Here is a 20629-nt window from a genome sequence, read left to right on the forward strand (position 1 = left end):
GACTTACAGCGTACGCGCGACTTCGGTGACCTCGAAGACTTCGAACTGATCGCCTTCGACGATGTCGTTGAAGTTCTTGATCGACATACCGCACTCGAAGCCCTGGCGGACTTCCTTCACGTCGTCCTTGAAGCGCTTGAGCGAATCCAGCTCGCCCGTGAAGATGACGACGTTGTTGCGCAGCACACGCACCGACGACGAGCGCTTGACGAAACCGTCCGTGACCATACAGCCGGCCACCGCGCCGATCTTCGGCACCTTGAACACCTGGCGCACTTCGACCGTGCCTGTCACGACTTCGCGCTTCTCCGGCGCCAGCATGCCCGACATTGCCGCCTTCACCTCATCCACTGCGTCGTAAATGATGTTGTAGTAGCGAATGTCCACGCCGTTGGCTTCCGCCAGCTTGCGTGCCTGTGCATCTGCCCGCGTGTTGAAGCCGATGATGACCGCCTTCGAAGCCGTGGCCAGGTTGACGTCCGACTCGCTGATGCCGCCCACGGCGCCGTGCACGATCTGCACGCGCACCTCGTCGGTGGAAAGCTTGAGCAGCGATTGCACCAGTGCTTCCTGCGAACCTTGCACGTCGGCCTTGACGATGAGCGGCATGTACTGCACTTCGCCTTCGCCCATCTGCTCGAGCATGTTCTCCAGCTTCGCAGCCTGCTGCTTGGCGAGCTTGACGTCGCGGAACTTGCCCTGACGGAACAGCGCGACTTCACGCGCCTTGCGCTCGTCCGGCATGACGATGACTTCTTCGCCTGCCTGCGGCACTTCCGACAGACCCTGGATTTCGACCGGAATCGACGGACCCGCCGACTTGGTCGGCTTGCCGGTTTCGTCGAGCATGGCTCGCACACGACCGTAAGCGCTGCCTGCAAGGACGACGTCGCCGCGGTTCAGCGTACCGGACTGGACCAGGATGGTCGCGACCGGGCCCTTGCCCTTGTCGAGCTTCGCTTCGATGACGAGACCCTTGGCCGGTGCTTCGACCGGTGCCTTCAACTCCAGCACTTCGGCTTGCAGCAGCACGTTTTCGAGCAGATCGTCGATACCCGAGCCGGTTTTTGCCGACACCGGCACGAACGGCGAGTCACCGCCGTACTCTTCCGGCACGACGCCTTCCGTAACCAGTTCCTGCTTGACGCGATCAGGGTTGGCTTCCGGCTTGTCGATCTTGTTGATCGCGACGACGAGCGGCACGCCGCCGGCCTTCGCGTGGGCGATCGCTTCCTTCGTTTGCGGCATCACGCCGTCGTCGGCTGCGACCACCAGAATGACGATGTCCGTTGCCTTCGCACCGCGGGCACGCATGGCCGTGAAGGCCTCGTGACCCGGCGTATCGAGGAACGTGATCACGCCACGCGGCGTTTCGACGTGGTAAGCGCCGATATGCTGCGTGATGCCGCCCGCTTCGCCCGCTGCAACCTTCGCACGGCGGATGTAGTCAAGCAGCGAGGTCTTGCCGTGGTCGACGTGACCCATGACGGTCACGACCGGCGGACGCGGCAACGCTTCCGCATCCGACACTTCGCCTTCCACCAGCATCGCCTCCGGGTCGTCCAGCTTGGCGGCAACCGCGTGATGGCCCAGTTCTTCGACGATGATCATCGCCGTTTCCTGGTCCAGCATCTGGTTGATCGTGACCATCTGGCCGAGCTTCATCATCGACTTGATGACTTCCGATGCCTTCACCGCCATCTTGTGCGCCAGATCGGCGACCGTGATGGTTTCCGGCACGTGCACTTCGCGCACGATCGGTTCGGTCGGCGCCTGGAACGTCGTGTTCTGATCCTGATGCTTGCCACGCCCCTTCGGGCCGCCGCGCCAGCCGCGGTCGACGCCGCCGCTCGTGTCGCCGCGCGTCTTGATGCCGCGGCGCTTGGCTGCGTCGTCCTGCCAGCCGCCCTTGCCGCCCGGCTTCTTCTTGTCGCCGGCAGACGGCGCGGTCGTTGCGGCCGGAGCCGCTGCCGCCGGCTTGCGCGCAGCGCCCGCAGCCGGACGCGCTGCTTCACCAGCCGGACGCGCCGGCTTGTGCAGCGTGCCCTTGGCTTCTGCGGCCTTGGCCGGCTCGGCGGGCTTCGGCGCGGGTTCGGGCGCCTTCACCTGGGCCTTGCGCGGCGTGTTCATCATTTCGCGAATCGCACGTGCTTCGGCTTCCGCCGCGGCACGGCGCTTGGCGATTTCTTCCTGCTCGGCACGCGCCTTCTCGGCAGCCTGACGCGCAGCGTCTTCCGCCTTCTTCGCCGCTTCGCGCTGAGCCGCGCGTTCCGCTGCGGCACGCTCGTCGTCCTGCGCGGCGTCTTTCGCAACCGCCGGTTCAGCCGCCTTGGCGGTTGCAGCTTCGGCCTTCGCGGCTTGCGTTGCCTGCTGCGCCTTCTCACGCGCTGCCGCCTCGGCCGCGCGCTTCTTCGCCGCGTCTTCCTCGGCGCGGCGACGCTCGGCTTCCGCAGCCTGCTCGCGTGCCTGGCGCTCGGCCTCTTCGCGCTCCAGCTGCTCCTGGCGCGCCTTCAGTTCCTGGGCCTGCTTTTCGAGCAGCTCGGCTTCGTGACGAGCTTCCTCTTCACGGCGCTGGAGTTCGAGCTCATCGGCGTCCGTGCTTTCGGCCACATGATTCGATGCTTCTCCGCCTTCAGCGGAGGTTTCGTCGCGGCGGACGAAAGTGCGCTTCTTACGCACCTCGACCTGAATGGTGCGAGCCTTGCCCGTCGCATCGGATTGCTTGATCTCCGACGTATGCCGTTTCGTCAGCGTGATCTTGCGCTTGTCCGCATCAGTCGAGCCGTGCGACTTGCGCAAGTGGTCGAGCAGACGCTCCTTGTCCGTTTCGGACAAGGCGTCGGCTTCGCTCGCTTTGGTGACGCCGGCCGCCTGCAGCTGCTCGAGCAGCACGCCTGCAGGCATTTTCAGTTCCGCGGCAAATTGGGCTACGTTGTTACTCGCCATTCATTCCTCTTAATGCAAGGACCGATTCCTTGCGGTTAGCATCGGGTCATGCGGCCTGACGGCCGCGTTCAATTTAGTGCGCCATGGTCATTTCTCACTGGAACCAGTGTTCACGTGCTTTCATGATCAACGCCTTAGCGGCATCCTCTTCCATTCCGGTCATCTCGACCAGTTCATCTACGGCCAGTTCGGCGAGTTCGTCGCGCGTCTGGATCTGATGTTCGGCCAGTTTTGCGAGCAGGTCGGCGTCCATGCCGTCCAGGCTCTTCAGGTCGAGCGCTACATTTTCGACCTTTTCTTCGTTTGCGATCGCCATCGTCAACAACGCGTCGCGGGCGCGATTGCGCAGTTCGTGGACGGTGTCTTCGTCGAATGCCTCGATCTCGAGCATTTCGTTCAGCGGCACGTAAGCGATCTCTTCGAGGCTCGTGAAGCCTTCGTCGATCAGGATGTCGGCAACTTCTTCGTCGACATCGAGACGCGCCATGAACAGGTCGCGCAGAACACCGCGTTCCTGATTCTGCTTTTGCGCAGATTCGTCCGGCGTCATGATGTTGATCTGCCAGCCGGTGAGTTCGCTGGCAAGACGCACGTTCTGGCCGCTGCGGCCGATCGCGACCGCCAGCTCGTTTTCGTCCACGACGACGTCCATCGAATGCTTTTCTTCGTCGACGACGATCGACTGGACGGCTGCCGGCGCGAGCGCGCCGATCACAAACTGGGCGGGATCCTCCGACCATAGCACGATGTCGACGTTTTCGCCACCGAGCTCGTTACGCACAGCCTGCACGCGCGAGCCGCGAATGCCGACGCAGGTGCCGATCGGGTCGATGCGCTTGTCGTAAGCGACCACGCCGATCTTCGCACGCACGCCGGGATCGCGCGCCGCCGCCTTGATTTCGAGCAGGCCCTGTTCGATTTCCGGCACTTCCATTTCGAACAGCTTCATCAGGAATTCGGGCGCCGTACGCGACAGTTCGATCTGCGGACCGCGCGCGGTGCGATCGACCTTCGCGATATAGGCGCGCACGCGGTCGCCCACGCGCAGGTTTTCCTTCGGAATGAGCTGGTCGCGGCGCAACAGCGCTTCGACGCGGCCGGTTTCGACGATGAAGTTGCCCTTGTCCAGACGCTTCACCGAGCCGGTCATGATGTGCTCGCCGCGCTCGAGGAAGTCGTTCAGAATCTGCTCGCGCTCGGCGTCGCGCACCTTCTGCAGGATCACCTGCTTGGCGGCCTGCGCACCGATACGGCCGAACTCGATGGACGGCACCGGTTCTTCGATGAACTCGTCGATCTGGATCTCCGGCTTCTGCTCGCGTGCTTCGAACAGCAGAATTTCCTGATCCGGCTCCTGCAGGCCGGCTTCGTCCGGCACCACTTTCCAGCGGCGAAACGTTTCGTGCTCGCCGCTCTCACGGTCGATATGGACGCGAATGTCCGCGTCTTCTTCGAAGAGTTTCTTGGAGGCCGAAGCGAGAGCCGCCTCGAGCGCGGCAAATACCACGTCTTTGTCGACGTTCTTCTCGCGTGCCAGCGCATCCACCAGCATCAACACTTCGCGACTCATTGTTTGCGGCTCCTAAAGTCAACTTTCGGAACGAGGCGTGCTTTGTCCATGTCCGCGAGCGTGAAATCGAGCATCGCGGCGCCTTCCTTCCCTTCAAATTCCAGACCGATGGTCTCGCCTTGCGGAGCATGCAAAATACCCCGGTACGATTTCCGTCCGTCCAATGGCTTTTTCAATGTGATTACCACTTCGCTGCCTGCGAAGCGTTCAAAATCCGCCAGTTTTTTCAGCGGACGGTCGAGCCCCGGCGACGATACTTCGAGCCGCTCATAATCGATATTTTCGACCGTCAGTACGTGCTGGAGCTGACGCGTGACTTTCTCGCAGTCTTCGATCGCGATGCCGGCAGGCTGGTCGATATAAATACACAGCATGCCGCGCCCGGTGCGCTCGAGATCGACGAGCTCGTAGCCGAGTCCCACGACCGTGGTTTCAATCAGTTCCGTCAGTTGCACAGTGCCCTCTTAGATGTTCGCGCAGCGAGCCTGCCGCTTGTTCTGCAAACAACCAATGCGGGCCGCGCGCCTGGCCGGCGCACGTTCGTGCTACCCGAGATGACGAACCACGATGAACTGAGCGGCAAAAAAAAATGGGCTAAACGCCCATCATCTTATTACCGGTGGTCGCACCTGAGCCGCACATGAAAAGCCGCACGCCCAGCGACTTCGCGATTGTAGCCATTTTTCAGGACAAACGCAAACCGCAGAGCGCCGCGCCAAGCGCATTTCCGCCTGATTTCATGGCAATCTTTTGACGATATGGCGGCGCTTGCGGACTTTACAAGACGGCGCCGTGCAATCTGGCCCGACTTTGCGCCTGTCCTGCCTTTCACACACGGCGTTGGCACGCGTTTGCGGTCGCGCCAATGCGCCCGCGAGCGCTGCGCCAATCCGGTTGACCGGACCGCTGCAACTGCCGCACCGTATGCGAAGCTGCGGCGCCGCGCCGTGTTTGCGATCAGCGCCCGCGCGAGCGGCCGCGCGGCGCGCCGCCGCCTCGGTTTGCGCCGCCAGCGTTGCCGCCGCCCGCGCGATTACCGTTGCCACGCGGGCCGCCCGGCGCACGATTGCCGCCGCCCGCAGCCGGACCGTTACCGCCCGCGCGCTTGCCACCGCCCGCAGCGCGGTTGCCGCTGCCCGAAGGTGCACGGTTGCCGTCGACGTCCCGCGCGCCGCGGGGACCACCCACGCCGCCGAACCCACCCGCGCTGCGACCCGTGCCGCGATTGCCGTAGCCGCCGCCGAAACCGGCGCCTGCCCCGCCGCCCACGCCGCCGCCCGCCGCACCGCGCCGGCCTTGACCGCGCGGTTGCTGTTCAAAGCGGTGATGCGACATGAGAACCGGTTCGCGGCTGATGAAACCCATCGAGGTCTGCATCGGATCAGGCTGCTTGCGCTCCGGCGCCGCGCCGCGGCCGCCGCGCTCCTCGCTCGGCGCCTTCAGACCGACGGATGCCATCAGCGCGCGCACCTGGTTGTCCTCGAGCTCTTCCCAGCGACCGCGCTTCAGGCCCTTGGGCAGGGAGATCGGGCCGTGCCGCGTTCGGATCAGACGGCTCACCATCAGGCCGGCGGCTTCGAACATGCGGCGCACCTCGCGATTCCGCCCTTCGGCGAGCGCGACGTGATACCAGTGATTGGTGCCCTCGCCGCCGCCGTCGCGGATGCGCAGGAAATTGGCCGGACCGTCGTCGAGCTCGACGCCGTTCAGCAGCTTCTGACGCATGCCTTCGGCGAGTTCACCGACCACGCGGACCGCGTATTCACGCTCGACGCTATAGCGCGGATGCATGAAACGGTTCGCCAGATCGCCGGAGGTGGTCAGCATCAGCAGACCCTCCGTATTGAAGTCAAGGCGGCCAACCGCGAGCCACTTGGCGGTTTTCATCGGCGGCAGCTTGTCGAACACCGACGGACGGCCTTCCGGGTCGGCATGACTGACGATCTCGCCCGTCGGCTTGTGATACAGCAGCACGCGCGGCGGCTTGTTGGCGAGCTTGCGCTTGACCGGCTTGCCGTTGATACGGACCTGGTCGGTCGGCATGATGCGCTGGCCGATGTGGGCCGGCTCGCCGTTCACCGACACGCGGCCGGCGACGATCAATTCTTCCATGTCGCGACGCGAACCCATGCCGGCTTCGGCCAGCACCTTGTGAAGCTTGGGCGCGTCGTCGTCGGCGGAAAGCACGCGCTTCGGAGCGGCCGGCTTGCCACGGCGCAGCATGGGTGCGCGCACGCCGCCCGTCGTGCTGTTGTCCGCGTCGAAGGCAGGCGACGTGACATAAGAAAACAGATCGTCCTGAGCCGTGTCGGTAGCGACCGCCGGCACTTCGCCGCCACGGCGATTCTGGCGCTGACCACCTGCGCGCGGCTGGCGCTCGCGCTGACCTTCGCGCTGACCTTCACGAGCAGCGCCTTCGCGCGGCGTGCCGTCGCGCTGGCCCTCACGGTGCCCTTCACGCCTCGCTCCGCCCGCATTGCGCCGGGAGCCCTGACCTTTCGCGCCCGCTTCCTTGCGTGGCGCACGCGCCTGCGCGGCCACCTCGCCGTCCGGCGGCGTCTCGGCGACGACCGCCGCGCTCTCGGCGGAACCGCCTTCGGCGGCCTTTGTCTTGGCGCCGGCGCGGCGCCGGGCAATCAGGCTGCGCGGTCCGCGACGCAGGCCGCGACGCGGACGGTCTTCGCCGTCTGCTTCCGTGGTCTGCGCCGGGCGCTCGCCCTCGCCTGCCGACGCTTGCGTGGTGCGCGTTTCGTCAGCGCGCGCCGATGGCACGGCGCGCTCGGATTCAGACGACTCGGTGTCGTGGGTATGTGTCAAAACAACCTCAAAATGTCAGGTCGCGCGCGCCCCTTGCAGGCGCGGCAAAAATGTTCGGTTACGTCAGGCGCTGCGCGACTCGGCTTCGTCGTCGGTCAGAATGCCTGCGTCCTGTGCGGCATCGCGACGATCTTCGTCGTCGTGCGCCGCCCTGGTCGGGTTCGATCCGGCCGTTTGCTCCGCGTCACGGAGCACGCCCGAATCATGCGAGGACGGTGCAAGATCCGCCGGATCGGCCTCAGCGCCCGGATAGCGATTCGCTTCGGACTGCGCGGCGCCGGGCAGCGGTACGACGCTCGCCGCTTCACTGCCGCTTTCGCGGACATCTTCGGTGGGTTCCGTCTGCTCCGTCTGCTCCGCCTGTTCACCTGCCTCGGCTTGCGGCCCGAGTGCCTGATGCACGGCGGCTTCGGGATTCTCGCCACCACCCACGGCGCCGCCCGCTTGCGCGGCATCCGCATGCTGCTGAGCCGGCAGGCCCTCTGTTTCTTCTGCAGCGATTTCCGTTCCTGCCGCCGGGTGTGCTTCGCCTGTTACTTCCGCGCCGCTCGCGTCTCGCTGTTCGGGCGCACTCAACTCGCCTTCTTCGCCGGATGCCGGCGTCTCGACATTCTCAGCCTCGGAGAATTCAATTGCGTGCTGTCCGAGCAGATCCGCGTTCAGTTGGGCGGACGGGTCGGCGAGCGGCGGCAATTCGTCGAGCGCGCGCAAACCGAGGTCGTCGAGAAACTGACGCGTGGTCGCGTACAACGCCGGCCGCCCCGGCACGTCGCGATGGCCGATCACTTCGATCCAGCCGCGATCTTCGAGCTGCTTCACGACCTGCGTGTTCACCGTGACGCCGCGGATTTCCTCGATGTCGCCCCGCGTGACAGGTTGCCGGTAAGCAATAATCGCGAGCGTTTCGAGCACCGCACGCGAATATTTCGGCGGCTTTTCGGGATGCAGTCGATCCAGATACGAACGCATCGCGGGCTTGCTTTGAAACCGCCAGCCCGACGCCAGCCCGACCAACTCCACACCGCGCCCCGACCAGTCCTGTTTCAGGTCTTCGAGCAGAGTCCTAACGGTGTCTGCCGACACGCCGTCGGCAAAGAGCTTGCGCAAATCGCCGAGCTTTAACGGCTCCTGCGCGCAGATCAAGGCTGTCTCGAGGACGATCTTCGCCTCTTGGGTATTCATGCAGCTAGGTCAGACCCTGTGGTCAAAGAACCGGATCAAACAGACGATGTGGAACTGAAGACGCGCTCGCCCGATTCTGATCGGTCATATTGATGGGAGCACGCACCGGGGGGAGGCGAAAAAGACTATCGAGCCAAACCCAGCCGGACGGAGCAGCGATATTCCGGACAGGAATCGCGTGACTGAGCGCCATATTACGCAAAAACATCCGGTGCGTAAAGCGAGGCGCCGGACAACATGCCCGGTGCATTCGCGCAACAGTCGGCCAGGCGCGCGGCGCGCAGACGAAAGCGCGTCCGCCCTGCGTGCGCGGGCCGCGGCGGAGTTGTCGCGAGCCTTCGTCGCGCTAACCGCGGCCATGCTGCGCGAGGAACCGCTTGAGGCGTTCCACGCCGGCGTCGAGCCGCGCGGTGTCGCACGCGTAACACCAGCGCAAGAAGCCCTCACCCTCGGGACCGAACGCGCTGCCGGGCGCGACGCCGAGGCCGACCTCGCGGACCATCGCCTTGCAGAGTTCGAGGCTGCGCGACGCGCCCTCCATTGTGAAAAAGAGATACATCGCGCCCTGGGGCGCCTTCACATCGACGCCCGGCACCGCCGACAACGCCCGCACCAGATGGTCGCGCGACGCCTTCAGGTCGCGCACCAGTTCCAGCGTGAAGCGCTCGCCCTCCCGGACGGCGGCTATCCCCGCGTGCTGCACGAAGGCGGGCGCGCAGGAAGTGTTGTACTCGACGAGCTTGCCCAGGTCGTCCATCAGGCGTTTGGGCGCGACAATCCAGCCGAGGCGCCAGCCGGTCATCAGCCAGGCTTTGGAGAACGAGTTCACGCAGATCACCCGTTCGTCGCGTGCGGCGAGATCGAGAAACGACGGCGCGGTGCGGCTCGGCGCCGCGCCATCGGCCTCAGGCGCCGGGTCGGGGTAGTACAGGCGCTCGTAGACTTCGTCAGCGACGATCCAGATGCCGTGGCGCCGGCAATGCGCGAGCACCGCTCGCTGCTGCTCGCGGGTCATCACCCAGCCGGTCGGGTTATTCGGCGAATTGACGAGCAGCATCTTCGTGTCGGGCGTGAGCGCGCGCAGCAAGCGCCCGACATCCAGTTGCCAGCCCTGCTCGCCGTAGTCGAGTGAGACCGTTTCCACATGGGCCCCGAGAATCTTCGGAATTTCGACAAGATTCGGCCACAGCGGCGTGACGGCCACCACGCGGTCGCCCGCTCCCACCACGAGCTGCGCCGCCAGCATCAGCGCGTTGACGCCCGCACTCGTTACCGCGATATGGTCGGGCGACGTCGCGCCGTGCAGTTCGCTTACATAATCGGCGAGCGCGGAGCGCAATGGCGCAATGCCCAGGTTGTGCGTGTAGAACGTTTCGCCCGCCTGCAGCGCCGCGCTGGCGGCGTCGCGGATGAAGGCGGGCGTCACGCGGTCCGATTCGCCGAACCAGAACGGCAGCACGTCCGCCACGCCGAAGCCGGCGTTAGCCACTTCGCGTATCTGCGACGGACGTAGCGCGCGTACCGCGTCGCGCGCGTTGGGGATGGAGGGCGCGGAAGATTCCGGTTCGCTCATCAGGGCTTCCAGGTGGAGAAATAGACTCAGTCGGATGGGCGCTATAACGCGGCAAAGCCGGTCATTAGCCGAGCCGGAAGTTTAGCCCAGCGGCGCGCGCTGGAAGGTCGAGCCGCGCAGGGGCCTCCCGGCGAGGTGCCGGCCGCGCGGCATCCATCAAGCTGCTTGCAACCTGACCCGACCGCCTCCCGCACGTGCGGTGCGAAGCGAGGTCCGCCGAGCGCGACGTGGCCTGCACGGCGCCACGTTGTCTGGGGCTTGCGACTGCCAGTTCACGACGCTTGCCGCCAGTTTCCGAAGCGTCGCGATCGAGTCAAAGCAGATCTTCCGCGCGCGCCGGCAATTCGTGAATCAGGCCCCACACCGCCTCCGCCGCCGGCGACAGCGAGCGATCGCGCCGCCGCACCAGTTCGACAGTGCGCTCGGCGCGCGGCACGAGCCGCCGGGCGGCCAGCGCCGCGCCGGCCGGCAACGGCAACGCGAGCCACGGCAGCACGCTCACGCCGAGGCCCGCCTCGACGAGGCCGAATACGGTCGCCGAATGACCGAGCTCCTGCACCACCGTGGCGCTTACGCCGTGCTCGTGCATCACGGCGTCGATGATCGGCCGGCTGCCCGACGCGTAGTCGAGCATGACGAGCTTCTCGCCTTCCAGGTCTGCCCAGCCGACCTCGGGGCGTGCAGCGAGCGGATGATCGTCGCGCGAAACCAGGCAGAACGAGTCGGTCATCAGCGGCTCACTCAGAAGATCGTCGGTGGCGAAGGGGCCGATGATCACACCAAAATCCACCTCGCCCGAACGGACCTTGCGCACCACGTCGCTCTGCACGTCATCGCGCAGGCTGAGCGCGATGTGCGGAAAACGCTCCCCGCACGATGCCAGCACACGCGGCATCAGCCGGCACGCGAGGGTCGGACTCGCCGCCACGACCACCCGCCCGCGACGCTGTTCACCGATCTCGCGAATCTCGCGCAGCGCATCGTCCAGATCGCCGAGGAGACGCGACACGCTCGCGACCAGGTTGCCGCCGACGTCCGTGAGTTGGACCTCGCGTGTCGTGCGGTCGATCAGCTTCAGACCGATCTCGCCTTCCAGTTCGCGCACGCAACGGCTCACCGCCGATTGCGTGAGCCCGACTTCATCGCCCGCGCGGCTGAAGCTCTGCAGGCGCGCGACCTCGATGAAAACCCTTAGCTGGCGCAACGTCACATTCATTTCGCGTACTCATTAATGGCACGATTTGATGCGCATTGTACTCCCCGCAGAACGCCGCAGGCGCGATCTCGCGGGATCGTTGCAATGCAGCAATAAGGCGCAAACGCACGCCGCGCGGGCCTGACTGCACAAGATTGGTGATTGTCCCGATTTGCGAGATGGGTTTTTTGGATTCTCATACGGCCCTAGCTAGCGCCCGCGCTGGCCCGCTGCGACGGGGCTTCGAGGCAGTTGGACTGAAGTTGGCACACATCCTGCATTGAGATGCTCACAGGGTCGGCGCCATGACTTCTGACTGCAAAAGACCGTGGCAAACCCGACCCCCTTGGCACTCGCCTATCGAGTGCGTGGAGAGTGCGCGGCGCGGGGCAGCGCACCGGAGTTAGCTTCGCTGAGGTGAAACATGATGCTGTTCGACGATTTGAGAGACAACGAGTGGGCGCTGGTCGAGGCGTTGTTCTGTGCGGAGCCAGCACGGAGCGAGCGTCGCGGCCGGCCGCGCGTCGAAGCGCGTGCAGTCGTGAACGCCGTGCTGTGGGTGCTGTCGACAGGCGAAGGCTGGTCCAAACTGCCGGGCCGCTATCCGTCACCGCCGACCTGCCGCCGCCGTTTCGACGAGTGGCAAGCCGACGGCACGCTCGCCGAAATTGTGAAGCGACTAGGCACGAGCGGACGCGAAATTTCACTGCGCGGGCGGATCGGCGCGACCGCCGCCAAACCGCCGGCACCGCCGAGCCGTGACCGTCTGCGCGGCGCGTTCTGGACCAATCCCGAATCGTGGCGTGCGCCGGTTAAGATGGCCTGAGTCACATCATGTTCTTCCGGGCGCCTGCGGGCGCCCGGCGCTTGTCTGAATCCGCCCGGTACCTGCCCGGCGGTGTTTGTTCCGACGGCGGGTAGTTCGCGCGGATGGCTTTGGCCGGCTCGCGGGAGACAACCCGTTTTGGAATACATGTCTTCGTGCTCGCTTGCGAGCGCGCCGCCTTTGAATCGAATGGTCCACGGCACTCGTTCCGGCTAGTGTCTTGCCTTGTCCGGCTCGTGCTGTTCACACCGTTTGTACCAGCCGTTAGCGCAGCTTTGGCGGACTTCCGCCCTTAGCGCTCTTCCGTGTCCTTCGGTGCGCTTCCGTGTCCTTCGGTGCGCTTCCGTGCGCTTCGGTGCGCTTGCGCGCCATCAGTGAGCTCAAGCGCCTTGGGCGCTTCTCGCCTTGTCGCTACACGCGAGCTTCGCGCCTACCCACCCCCGCCGCATCACTCGCGCGGCCTGAGACGCCCTTCATGATCGAAGAGTTTCGGGTGAAACATCCATTTACTATTACTTACAGCGTGCTTTCGTGCCCGCGCATACCTTATACGTATGCAAACAGGCCTGGCGTCCAGGGGGCTTGCACGGAGCTCAGCATGAAACCAATGTCACTGCTTCTGTGCGGCATTGTGCTTTCATCAATGGCCGCACCGGCGCTTGCGCAACAGCGCCCTCAAGGCTGGAACTGGCGGCCCGATCGCACGGCCTCGGTCGAGGCATGGCAGCAAAGCGCGCAACGCGCTCGCGACTTCACGCCGCCCGCTCCACGCGGCGACTTGCGCGGCGACATTGCAAGCAATGTGCGCGCGCGGCCGGAAACGCCGCATGACGATCCGGCCCGGCGCCGTTGAGCGCCGTCGCGCATGGCGAATGTACGTAGGTTGGGTGATTGCCTGGGCGAACGGCAAGAGGACTGGCGGACTCGCCGTCCCTCCGCCGCGACAGAATCAGAGCCAGGCTGCAACGACCAGGCAAATCTCCGGGAACCACGGCTTGCGACATCGGTCTGACTCAACGCCATTAGCACAGCGTGGCAGCAGTAATTCCGGTACGCCCGTATCCTTGCGATACGGGCTTTTTTTCGCCCACGTCGTCAGACGAGGCCAGCAGGCCTTGCGAGCATTGCAGATGGAATTCGTGCCGCCCTGCGAAGCACGGCGCCGCTAGGTGCGCGCTTCGAGCGAGGCGTCGGAGTGTGTCTCGGCCACAGCGAGAACATAGTCGCTCATGCGCTTCGCGGTCCACGTCAGGAGGCCTTCGTCGTGCGAGAGCCGCGCGAATTCGGCGCGGCCGCGCTCGGTAAGCACGGCGATGTCGACCGGGGCATGAAAGCCCGGCGCCGGCGCGACGGTGCGTTGCCGAACGGTGTCCATGAGACCCAGCGCCCGAAGATATTGGAAAACGCCGGGGCGTCTTGCCCATGGCACCTGACGATATTGCGCCCGCCGCAGCGCTTCGAGTACTGCTTCGTTGGAATACGTGGTCATCTCACTTCTTTCTTAAAGTGCAGCTATGACACATCTATGCCAACACGTCACCGCGCCACCAGCGACGCGCCTGGCACCCGCCCATGGCTGGAAGCTGGCCGCAAACACTGCGGCCGAATCCCACCAGGTGCTGCCTGGTCTAATGTTTCAGGACCCCCGTGAGAACGCATGTTAACGTTCTACCTGCGAGCCGACGATGCAACCGCTGCGGCGCGATAGCAGGCCCGAAGATTCAATCCCGAAAGACATACGTTACCCCATCTAAATTGATTCTATTCACTTTATTGGCGCTTTTTTTTGCAGCAATCGTGATATGCAAGCGCGCTCGACGCCCTCTCCTCTACTGCACCATCGCCCTTTTCTGGCTGCTTTCGGCCGGCTGGCTGACTGCGCCGCTGCTGAGCCTTGCCCAGCCGGTCGCGCAAACCAGCCCGCCGGCCAGCTTCGCGCCGCGCACCGCCATCATCCTGCTCGGCGGCGGCACCGTGTACAACCGCGAGAAGGTGCTCGTGCCGCCGCGCGAGGTGCTCGCACGCATTGCCGTCAGCGCGCGGAACTACGTGGCATGCAAGCGCAGTGCGGCCATATGCACCGTGATCGTCAGCGGCGGCAATCCGCAGCGGCATCCGGCAAGCGAGGCTGACACTTACCTGCCCTACCTGCTGCGCGAACAGGTGCCGCGTTCGGACATCGTGCTGGAAAACCAGAGCCTCACCACGTACGAGAACGCGCGCAACGTATCGGCTATTGTGGGCCAGTCACGTTACGACTCATTGATACTCGTCACATCCGCGTATCACATGCCGCGAGCATTGCTGGATTTCCGCCATTTCGGCCTCGATCCGCAGCCATTGATCTCCAGCGCCCGCCGCGCACGCCTCGGCGTGTTACCGCGTTATTCGAATCTGGCGAACGCGGAAGTCGCGTTGCATGAGCTGATCGGCATCGCGCAATATCATGTGTACAGCGCGGTCGGCCTGTTCTGAGCGAGACGGGTGACCCGCAGTGACTTTGCTTAGCCATGCGAACGAATCTGACGGACATTCGCACTCGACTGACAGGCCCGTAAGCGCGTTCCCGCGCAGCCTTAAGCACTGCGCATTGCCTGTTCGTAACAGGATGTAACCGATGGCACCTGCGGTTACAAACCGTCTGCTGGAGCGGAGATTGCTGGCTAGAATGCACTGTCTTTCCAGATGGACAGACAAGTACTCGGGTCCACAACCACTCTGCGGAGGTAGCAATGAAGAAAATGTCCCTCGCAATCCTGATTTCTCTGGGTGCCATGACCGGTGCGGCGTATGCGCAGGAAAGCGGCGTCACCATGAGTACCGACCCGGCGCGAGCCGCCGACGTCGAGCAACGCGCGCAAGATTTGCAAAACCGCCAGCAAACCATGGAAACGGCACCGGCAGAGCCGATGAAGCATCACAAAGGAACGCCGCGTCATCATAAGAAGGGGACGAAGGCCGACGCGTCGAGCTCGTAAGCGCAATTCGGGGGCGTGCCGGCAGAGCGCCTGGTCGAGCGTTTGCCGAGCCCCACGTCCGCTGCGCGGCGTCGCCGTCCCGCGGAAAAGCCGAAGCCGGCAGCGCCGGTTCCGGCTTTTTTGTTGTCCAATGGACCGGCCGGCGCGCGTTGCCCGGTATGCTAAAGTCGCGCACCTACCGGACCGGCACCCCGCCGGAACCCTAACCCGTGCGCACCCCGGTGCGGAGGACAGCATGAGCAACATCCAGCTAGATATCGAATGGACTGAGGCAGCATCTCGCAAGATCGAAAAACTGATGCCGCGCGGCGGTCAGGAAGCGTTTCTTGCGCTACCGCCCGTCGAATGCCTGCCGATGGAAGGCGACGTGCTGTTTCTCGGTCCCGACGGCAAGCAGCAGCCGTTCATCGTCGCGGAACGCCAGTATCATCACGACGGCGACGCCGACTGGACCATCATTCTGATTCTCGACGTACCGCAAGCCGCACATTAAGGGCGGCGGCTAGCCACGAGCGGCCTACAGCAGCGGCGGATACAGCGCGTGATAAGCGCCGCGCGACTCGCGCCAGCCCGAGATCGCCGCCGTTGCAGCAGCGCGCCCCGATCGCCGGGGCGCCGTTTCAGCGCGCCCGCCCAAGCCCTACACCAAAACCTACGCTATCTTCGACACGACGCGGATTTCCGCGTGTTCGACCCAATCCGCCACCGCCGCCTTATACGCCGTAATGTGCGCGGATTTGGCGTGGGCCGCCAGCGCCTCCTGACTGGTCCAGCGCTCGAAAAATACGAACCGGCGCGGCTCCTGCACATCGCGGTGCAGATCGTACTGCAATGCGCCGGGCTCGCTGCGCGTCGGCCCGACAATGCCTTCTAACGCCTTGCGCAACTGCTCCTCGTAACCGGGTTTTGCAACTGAAATTGCGACCACTGCGATTTCCGCCATTCTTCCTCTCCGTTTTGCGAAAAGCAGCAGCATACCCATTGCCCGGCCGTGCTGCAGGCAGACGCGCACCGCCGCGCCTCCGCGGGCAGCGACGCGCGTTTGCCTGCAGCTAACATCTGAGCACCGTCGCCGCCTGGAGTTTGGCGGGCATTCACGAGCCGCCCTGATACCCTCGGCTCATGCAAGCTTACAGATACCTGATGGCGACTTGTCGCGATCGGCGGATCGATTGAAGCGGGCATCGCAGCAGGCTCCGCTGATTCAACGCGAGACAGGGCGGCTGCGTTATCCGCCCGCCGGAGCCCGGTGTGATGCGTGGCACTGCCGCGCCGCGCCTCTGTGACAACCCGCACATTCATGCGAATCGCATGCTGCTAGACTCATTTTTGACCGCTCCGCCGGAGTCCCGCATGGCTGGCACCGCTCTTCGCGTTCCAGGGTTCGATCCGGCTCGCCGTGCGGGCGTTCAGGTCGAGTATTTCGTTGCGCATCCGCCGGGCGCCGCAGCCGCGCGCGCCCCCCGTCACCCGATTGCCGCGATGCCACCATGTCCGCTCTCATGCCCGCCTTTATGCCATCTGTCAGCGAACTGAGTCTGAGCGGCCTGCTGCCGCATCTGGTCCGGGACGAGGCCGGCTGGAGCGCGACATGGCGCGCGCTCACGCTGCATAGCGTGTTTCAGCCGGTGCTGTCGGTCACGCATCAGTGCGTGGTCGGCTATGAGGCGCTGCTGCGCGCGTTCGATCCGGTCGGTTTGCCTGTCTCGCCCGAAGTGCTGTTCTCCGGCACGCGCTCGGCGGCGGACGCGCGCGAGCTCGACCGCATCGCACGTTGCCTGCACGTGGCGAATTTCATGGAACAAGGCATTGCCAGCGGCTGGCTCTTTCTGAACACGCGACCGCAGGTGTTCGAAACCGGCTGGCCGCAGCGGACTTTTATCGACGAGCTTTCCGCGCATTTCGGCTTGCCGCAGGAGCGCATCGTGATCGAAGTGCTCGAGCAGCCCGCCGACGACGAGTCCGCCGTCGCGAGCATGCTGGCCGCGTCGCAACCGCGTGACTTCCTGATCGCGATCGACGACTTCGGCACCGGCTTCTCGAACTTCGACCGCGTGTGGCGCTTCCGCCCGGATATCGTCAAGCTCGACAGGTCGCTCGTCGCGCGCGCCGGCAAGCGTGAAGGCGACGATTCGATGATCGGCCATCTGATCGCGATGCTGCATCAGTCCGGCACGCTGGTGCTCGCCGAAGGCGTCGAAACGGACGAGGAATTGATGATCCTGATGCAGGCTGACGTCGATTTCGTCCAGGGTTTCTGGCTTGGCCAGCCAAACGGTTCAATCGAGGCGGCCATAGCGGACGTGCCCGCGCAGATAGCGTCGATGTGGAGCAAGTTCGCCGACTACGAGCTTGCGCACGCGCGCCACAAGCAGCTCGGCTTCGAAGGCTTCGCCGAAGCGGTAGCTGCCGCGGCTGGGGCATATCAGGCGACCGGCGATCTCGAGCAGGCGGCGCAGAACGTGTGGCATCTGCGGGAAGCGCGACGTGTGTTCATTACCGACGAGCATGGTCAGCAGACCCAGGCATCGGTGACAGCCGCGTCCGTGCCCGCGCTCGCGCAGCGGCTTGCGCCCCTCACGAGCGCCGCGCGCAGCAACTGGTCGCGGCGCTCGTATCTGAAGCACGCGCTGGCCGCACGCGGCCGAGTCGCGATGATGGGCCCGCATTACTCGCTCGCGGACGGCGACGACTGCTACACGGCGGCGCTCGCATTCGAGCGCGACGGCAACACGCACGTGCTGTGCGTCGACTTCGTGCCGACGACGTCGATGGGGCCGACGGGCTCGAGGAGCCGACGCAGTTAGCCGGGTCTGGCGCGGCAGCGCGCGCCGGTGGACGGCCTCGTTGATCGCTGGTTGATCGCTGGTTGATCGCTGGTTGATCGCTGGTTGATTGCTGGTTGATCGCTCATCAACCGCTCATCAATCTTCGACGCGCGCGCGGCCCGACTTGATTTCGCTGCGGCGTGACTTGCCTTCGAGACGCCGCATCTTCGATGCGCGCGTCGGCCTGGTCGCAACGCGAGGCTTGCGCGTGACGCTCACGCTCTCCACGAGTTCGTCGAGCCGCGCGAGCGCCGCTGCGCGGTTCAGATCCTGCGTCCGGTGTTCCTGAGCCTTGATGACCACCACGCCGTCGCGGGTGATGCGGCGGTCGGACAATGCCAGCAGACGCATTTTCAGCACGTCCGGCAACGACGAAGCGCGCACGTCGAAGCGCAGTTGAATGGCGCTCGAGACCTTGTTGACGTTCTGGCCACCGGCGCCCTGCGCGCGTACCGCGGTCAGCTCGACTTCGTGCAACGGGATGGAATAGCGGGATGTCATGGTGCTGCCAGTGTATACGGCGATGCGATGGCCGCGCCGCTATTGGCCGCGCGCCGCCTCCCAGATTCTCGCGGCGAGACCGGAGTCGCGCTGCGTCGGCGTTGCAATGGCCTGCGCCAGCACGGCACGCGCCCCGATAATCTCGACGCGCTCGCGAGCCCGCGTGATCGCCGTATAAACCAGTTCACGCGAGAGCACCCTGCTGAACGCGGCCGGCAGCATCAATACCGCGTGTTCGAATTCCGAGCCTTGCGACTTGTGAACCGTCAACGCAAATGCGGTGTCGTGGGGCGGCAGTGCGGCCGGCGACACGGCTCGCAAACCGCCGTCGCCGGTTCGGAAGTAAACCCGCAGCGTGCCGTCCGCGCCAGGCAACGCAATGCCGATGTCGCCATTGAAGAGCCCTAGCGCATAGTCATTGCGCGTGACCATTACGGGCCGCCCGGCGAACCACTGCGCGCCGACTGCGAGCGTGATACCAGCCGCGCGCCGCACCTGCGCCGCCATCGCCGCGTTCACCTGATCGACGCCGCGCGCGCCCGAGCGGGTCGCGCACAGCACCCGAAAGCGATTGAGCGCGTCAAAAAGTGGCGATGGGTCCGGCGTGGCTTGGGCTAGCGCGCCGGCCAGCGCCTTTGCATACGGCACAAAACCGGCAGCGAGACGCTCGACGGTGCGCTCGCCAAGCGTCGCGTGCGTGTCTTCGTGAAGCGCGGCGGCATGTTGTGTAGCGTCGGCGAGCAGCACTTCCAGTGCGGCGCTCGCCGCGCCGTTGCGAATTGCCAGCGACAAGCGGCCAATCGGCGAGTCCAGCCCAAAGCGATAGTTGCGCTCCAGCCAGACGACGCAATCGGCGAGCGGGTTGGGCAGCCCGGAGGATGACAGCCCGGGCACGAAGCTGCTGCGCGCCTCGGTCTGCCGCTCAGTGTGCGGATCGCTTCGCTGGGCAAAATCTTCGGTGCGTGGTTCGCCCCACGTGTGTGCTCGATCCGCCCCGGTGAACAGGTCGTCGGGCGGACCGTCGGGTACATTCAGTGAGTAATCGACTGCGTCGTCAGGCCGCACCCAATACTCCGCCTGTGCGTCGAGGCCGTTCGCCGCTTGCGGCAGCGAACGCGTTAGCCGCGCCTCGTCGATCCCCAGCGCGTCTGCAATTCGCTTCACGCCGCGTGCGCTGAACGCCGGCCGCGCGCTCAACTCGGCGAACACGGCACCGGCTTCCACCGCCGCAAGCTGGTCCTTGTCGCCGAGCATCACGAGGCGCGTATGCGGGGCAATGGCGTCGAGCAGATGAGCGGCCATTGCGACGTCGATCATCGACGCCTCGTCGATCACCACCACGTCGTAAGGCAACGGATTGTCGCGATGATGCCGGAAGCGCCCGCCCGGCCCCGAGCCGAGCAGACGATGCAACGTGTACGACGTCTGCGGCAGACGCGCGGCCAGTTCGGGCGGCAGAGCGCCGGCGCGCGTGAGCAAGGCTTCCTGCATGCGCTGCGCCGCCTTGCCCGTGGGTGCAGCGAGCGCGATCCGCAGATCCGCGCGCGCATCCAGCAGGCACGCGAGCAGGCCGACCACTGTCGTGGTCTTGCCCGTGCCCGGACCGCCGCTGACAATGGTGAGACGTCCGGAGAGCGCCATGACCGCGGCCACGCGCTGCCAGTCCACTTCGTCGTCCGCGGGAGGGCCGAAGTAACGTAGTAGCCGCTGGTGCAGGGTTTGTGTGGCGTTGGTGTTGGCGGTCGAGTTGGCGCCGGTCGTCGAATTGGCGTCGGCGGTCGAATTGGCGTCGGCGGTCGAATTGGCGCGGGCGGTCGAATTGGCGCTGGTGGTCGAACTTGCGTTGGCGGCCGAATTGGCGCAGGTCGTCGAGTTGGCGTTGGTGGCCGAATTGGCGTTGGTGGCCGAATTGGCGTTGGTGGCCGAATTGGCGTTGGTGGCCGAATTGGCGTCGGCGGCCGAATTGGCGTCGGTGGCATTGGCGTCGGTGGCCGAATTGGCGTTGGTGGCCGAATTGGCGTCGGCGGCCGAATTGGCGTCGGTGGCCGAATTGGCGCAGGTCGTCGAGTTTGCGTCGGCGGTCGCGTTGGCACCAGCGGCCGGGTTGGCGTCGGCGTCGCCGCTGATACCGGCGCCCGCTCTGCCGCCAAGGTTGCCGTCGGCATTGGCCTCGGCTTCGGCTCCCGCATGTCCGACCAGCGCCCTTGCCAGAC

At 65.1% G+C, this 20629-nt stretch carries 16 protein-coding genes and 1 pseudogene; 6 read left to right on the top strand and 11 right to left on the bottom strand.

What is annotated here, in order from left to right; translation table 11 throughout:
* Nucleotides 1–3 precede the first annotated feature (3 nt).
* The 7 genes from infB to F757_RS0127330 form a co-directional block, all read right to left on the bottom strand.
* Complete coding sequence (infB, locus tag F757_RS0127295) at nucleotides 4–2946, bottom strand: translation initiation factor IF-2 (protein ID WP_027214157.1); 2943 nt, start codon at nucleotides 2944–2946, stop codon at nucleotides 4–6.
* A 94-nt stretch (nucleotides 2947–3040) separates the two neighbouring features.
* Nucleotides 3041–4516, bottom strand: coding sequence for a transcription termination factor NusA (nusA, locus tag F757_RS0127300; protein WP_027214158.1), 1476 nt, complete (start codon nucleotides 4514–4516; stop codon nucleotides 3041–3043).
* Complete coding sequence (gene rimP / locus F757_RS0127305) at nucleotides 4513–4971, bottom strand: ribosome maturation factor RimP (RefSeq protein ID WP_007182297.1); 459 nt, start codon at nucleotides 4969–4971, stop codon at nucleotides 4513–4515. The genes nusA and rimP overlap by 4 nt, the downstream gene beginning before the upstream one ends.
* 502 nt (nucleotides 4972–5473) lie before the next feature.
* Nucleotides 5474–7333, bottom strand: a complete 1860-nt coding sequence (gene rluB / locus F757_RS0127315; RefSeq protein ID WP_027214159.1) for a 23S rRNA pseudouridine(2605) synthase RluB — start codon at nucleotides 7331–7333, stop codon at nucleotides 5474–5476.
* 63 nt (nucleotides 7334–7396) lie between these two features.
* Entirely contained in the window at nucleotides 7397–8515 is a 1119-nt protein-coding gene (scpB, locus tag F757_RS0127320; protein WP_027214160.1) for an SMC-Scp complex subunit ScpB, read from the bottom strand.
* A gap of 346 nt (nucleotides 8516–8861) precedes the next feature.
* Nucleotides 8862–10088 (bottom strand): pyridoxal phosphate-dependent aminotransferase, encoded by a 1227-nt coding sequence (locus F757_RS0127325; protein ID WP_027214161.1) that lies wholly within the window; start codon nucleotides 10086–10088, stop codon nucleotides 8862–8864.
* A 313-nt stretch (nucleotides 10089–10401) separates the two neighbouring features.
* On the bottom strand, nucleotides 10402–11304 hold the full coding sequence (locus tag F757_RS0127330; RefSeq protein WP_027214162.1) for a LysR family transcriptional regulator: 903 nt from the start codon (nucleotides 11302–11304) through the stop codon (nucleotides 10402–10404).
* 406 nt (nucleotides 11305–11710) lie between these two features.
* Between F757_RS0127330 and F757_RS0127335 the strand changes: the two are divergent.
* A pseudogene (locus F757_RS0127335) lies at nucleotides 11711–12106 on the top strand (transposase); the annotation flags it as partial.
* Between the two features lie 601 nt (nucleotides 12107–12707).
* The gene (locus F757_RS0127340) at nucleotides 12708–12962 is read left to right on the top strand and encodes a hypothetical protein (RefSeq protein ID WP_027214163.1); all 255 of its coding nucleotides are present in this window, start codon (nucleotides 12708–12710) and stop codon (nucleotides 12960–12962) included.
* A 312-nt stretch (nucleotides 12963–13274) separates the two neighbouring features.
* Here the strand turns inward: F757_RS0127340 and F757_RS0127345 are convergent, their stop codons facing one another.
* Nucleotides 13275–13598, bottom strand: a complete 324-nt coding sequence (locus F757_RS0127345) for a hypothetical protein (RefSeq protein ID WP_027214164.1) — start codon at nucleotides 13596–13598, stop codon at nucleotides 13275–13277.
* A gap of 308 nt (nucleotides 13599–13906) precedes the next feature.
* On the opposite strand from F757_RS0127345, the gene F757_RS0127350 reads away from it, so the two are divergent.
* From F757_RS0127350 to F757_RS0127360, 3 genes are all read left to right on the top strand, one after another.
* Nucleotides 13907–14584, top strand: a complete 678-nt coding sequence (locus F757_RS0127350; protein WP_035467496.1) for a YdcF family protein — start codon at nucleotides 13907–13909, stop codon at nucleotides 14582–14584.
* Nucleotides 14585–14841: 257 nt separating this feature from the next.
* Nucleotides 14842–15087, top strand: coding sequence for a hypothetical protein (locus F757_RS0127355; protein ID WP_027214166.1), 246 nt, complete (start codon nucleotides 14842–14844; stop codon nucleotides 15085–15087).
* A 235-nt stretch (nucleotides 15088–15322) separates the two neighbouring features.
* Nucleotides 15323–15580: a hypothetical protein gene (locus F757_RS0127360; RefSeq protein ID WP_013339576.1), complete on the top strand. Its 258-nt coding sequence runs from the start codon at nucleotides 15323–15325 to the stop codon at nucleotides 15578–15580.
* Nucleotides 15581–15739: 159 nt separating this feature from the next.
* Here the strand turns inward: F757_RS0127360 and F757_RS0127370 are convergent, their stop codons facing one another.
* Nucleotides 15740–16030, bottom strand: coding sequence for a putative quinol monooxygenase (locus tag F757_RS0127370; RefSeq protein ID WP_027214167.1), 291 nt, complete (start codon nucleotides 16028–16030; stop codon nucleotides 15740–15742).
* Nucleotides 16031–16577: 547 nt separating this feature from the next.
* Between F757_RS0127370 and F757_RS0127375 the strand changes: the two genes are divergently transcribed.
* Nucleotides 16578–17894, top strand: a complete 1317-nt coding sequence (locus F757_RS0127375; protein ID WP_027214168.1) for an EAL domain-containing protein — start codon at nucleotides 16578–16580, stop codon at nucleotides 17892–17894.
* A 117-nt stretch (nucleotides 17895–18011) separates the two neighbouring features.
* Here F757_RS0127375 and arfB read toward each other — a convergent pair whose 3' ends face one another.
* Together arfB and F757_RS0127385 are read right to left on the bottom strand one after the other, a co-directional pair.
* Nucleotides 18012–18416, bottom strand: a complete 405-nt coding sequence (gene arfB, locus F757_RS0127380; RefSeq protein ID WP_027214169.1) for an alternative ribosome rescue aminoacyl-tRNA hydrolase ArfB — start codon at nucleotides 18414–18416, stop codon at nucleotides 18012–18014.
* Nucleotides 18417–18455: 39 nt separating this feature from the next.
* On the bottom strand, nucleotides 18456–20627 hold the full coding sequence (locus tag F757_RS0127385) for an AAA family ATPase (RefSeq protein ID WP_232221469.1): 2172 nt from the start codon (nucleotides 20625–20627) through the stop codon (nucleotides 18456–18458).
* Between the last annotated feature and the right edge of the window lie 2 nt (nucleotides 20628–20629).

Source organism: Burkholderia sp. WSM2232, from assembly GCF_000472545.1.
In the GTDB taxonomy this organism is placed as follows: Bacteria; Pseudomonadota; Gammaproteobacteria; order Burkholderiales; family Burkholderiaceae; genus Paraburkholderia.

Bases quoted from the DNA above. Each gene is read 5' to 3' on its own strand.
- infB (WP_027214157.1), bottom strand. From the start codon at position 2,946: ATGGCGAGTAACAACGTAGCCCAATTTGCCGCGGAACTGAAAATGCCT.
- nusA (WP_027214158.1), bottom strand. From the start codon at position 4,516: ATGAGTCGCGAAGTGTTGATGCTGGTGGATGCGCTGGCACGCGAGAAG.
- scpB (WP_027214160.1), bottom strand. From the start codon at position 8,515: ATGAATACCCAAGAGGCGAAGATCGTCCTCGAGACAGCCTTGATCTGC.
- F757_RS0127325 (WP_027214161.1), bottom strand. From the start codon at position 10,088: ATGAGCGAACCGGAATCTTCCGCGCCCTCCATCCCCAACGCGCGCGAC.
- F757_RS0127330 (WP_027214162.1), bottom strand. From the start codon at position 11,304: ATGAATGTGACGTTGCGCCAGCTAAGGGTTTTCATCGAGGTCGCGCGC.
- F757_RS0127340 (WP_027214163.1), top strand. From the start codon at position 12,708: ATGAAACCAATGTCACTGCTTCTGTGCGGCATTGTGCTTTCATCAATG.
- F757_RS0127345 (WP_027214164.1), bottom strand. From the start codon at position 13,598: ATGACCACGTATTCCAACGAAGCAGTACTCGAAGCGCTGCGGCGGGCG.
- F757_RS0127355 (WP_027214166.1), top strand. From the start codon at position 14,842: ATGAAGAAAATGTCCCTCGCAATCCTGATTTCTCTGGGTGCCATGACC.
- F757_RS0127360 (WP_013339576.1), top strand. From the start codon at position 15,323: ATGAGCAACATCCAGCTAGATATCGAATGGACTGAGGCAGCATCTCGC.
- F757_RS0127370 (WP_027214167.1), bottom strand. From the start codon at position 16,030: ATGGCGGAAATCGCAGTGGTCGCAATTTCAGTTGCAAAACCCGGTTAC.
- F757_RS0127375 (WP_027214168.1), top strand. From the start codon at position 16,578: ATGTCCGCTCTCATGCCCGCCTTTATGCCATCTGTCAGCGAACTGAGT.
- arfB (WP_027214169.1), bottom strand. From the start codon at position 18,416: ATGACATCCCGCTATTCCATCCCGTTGCACGAAGTCGAGCTGACCGCG.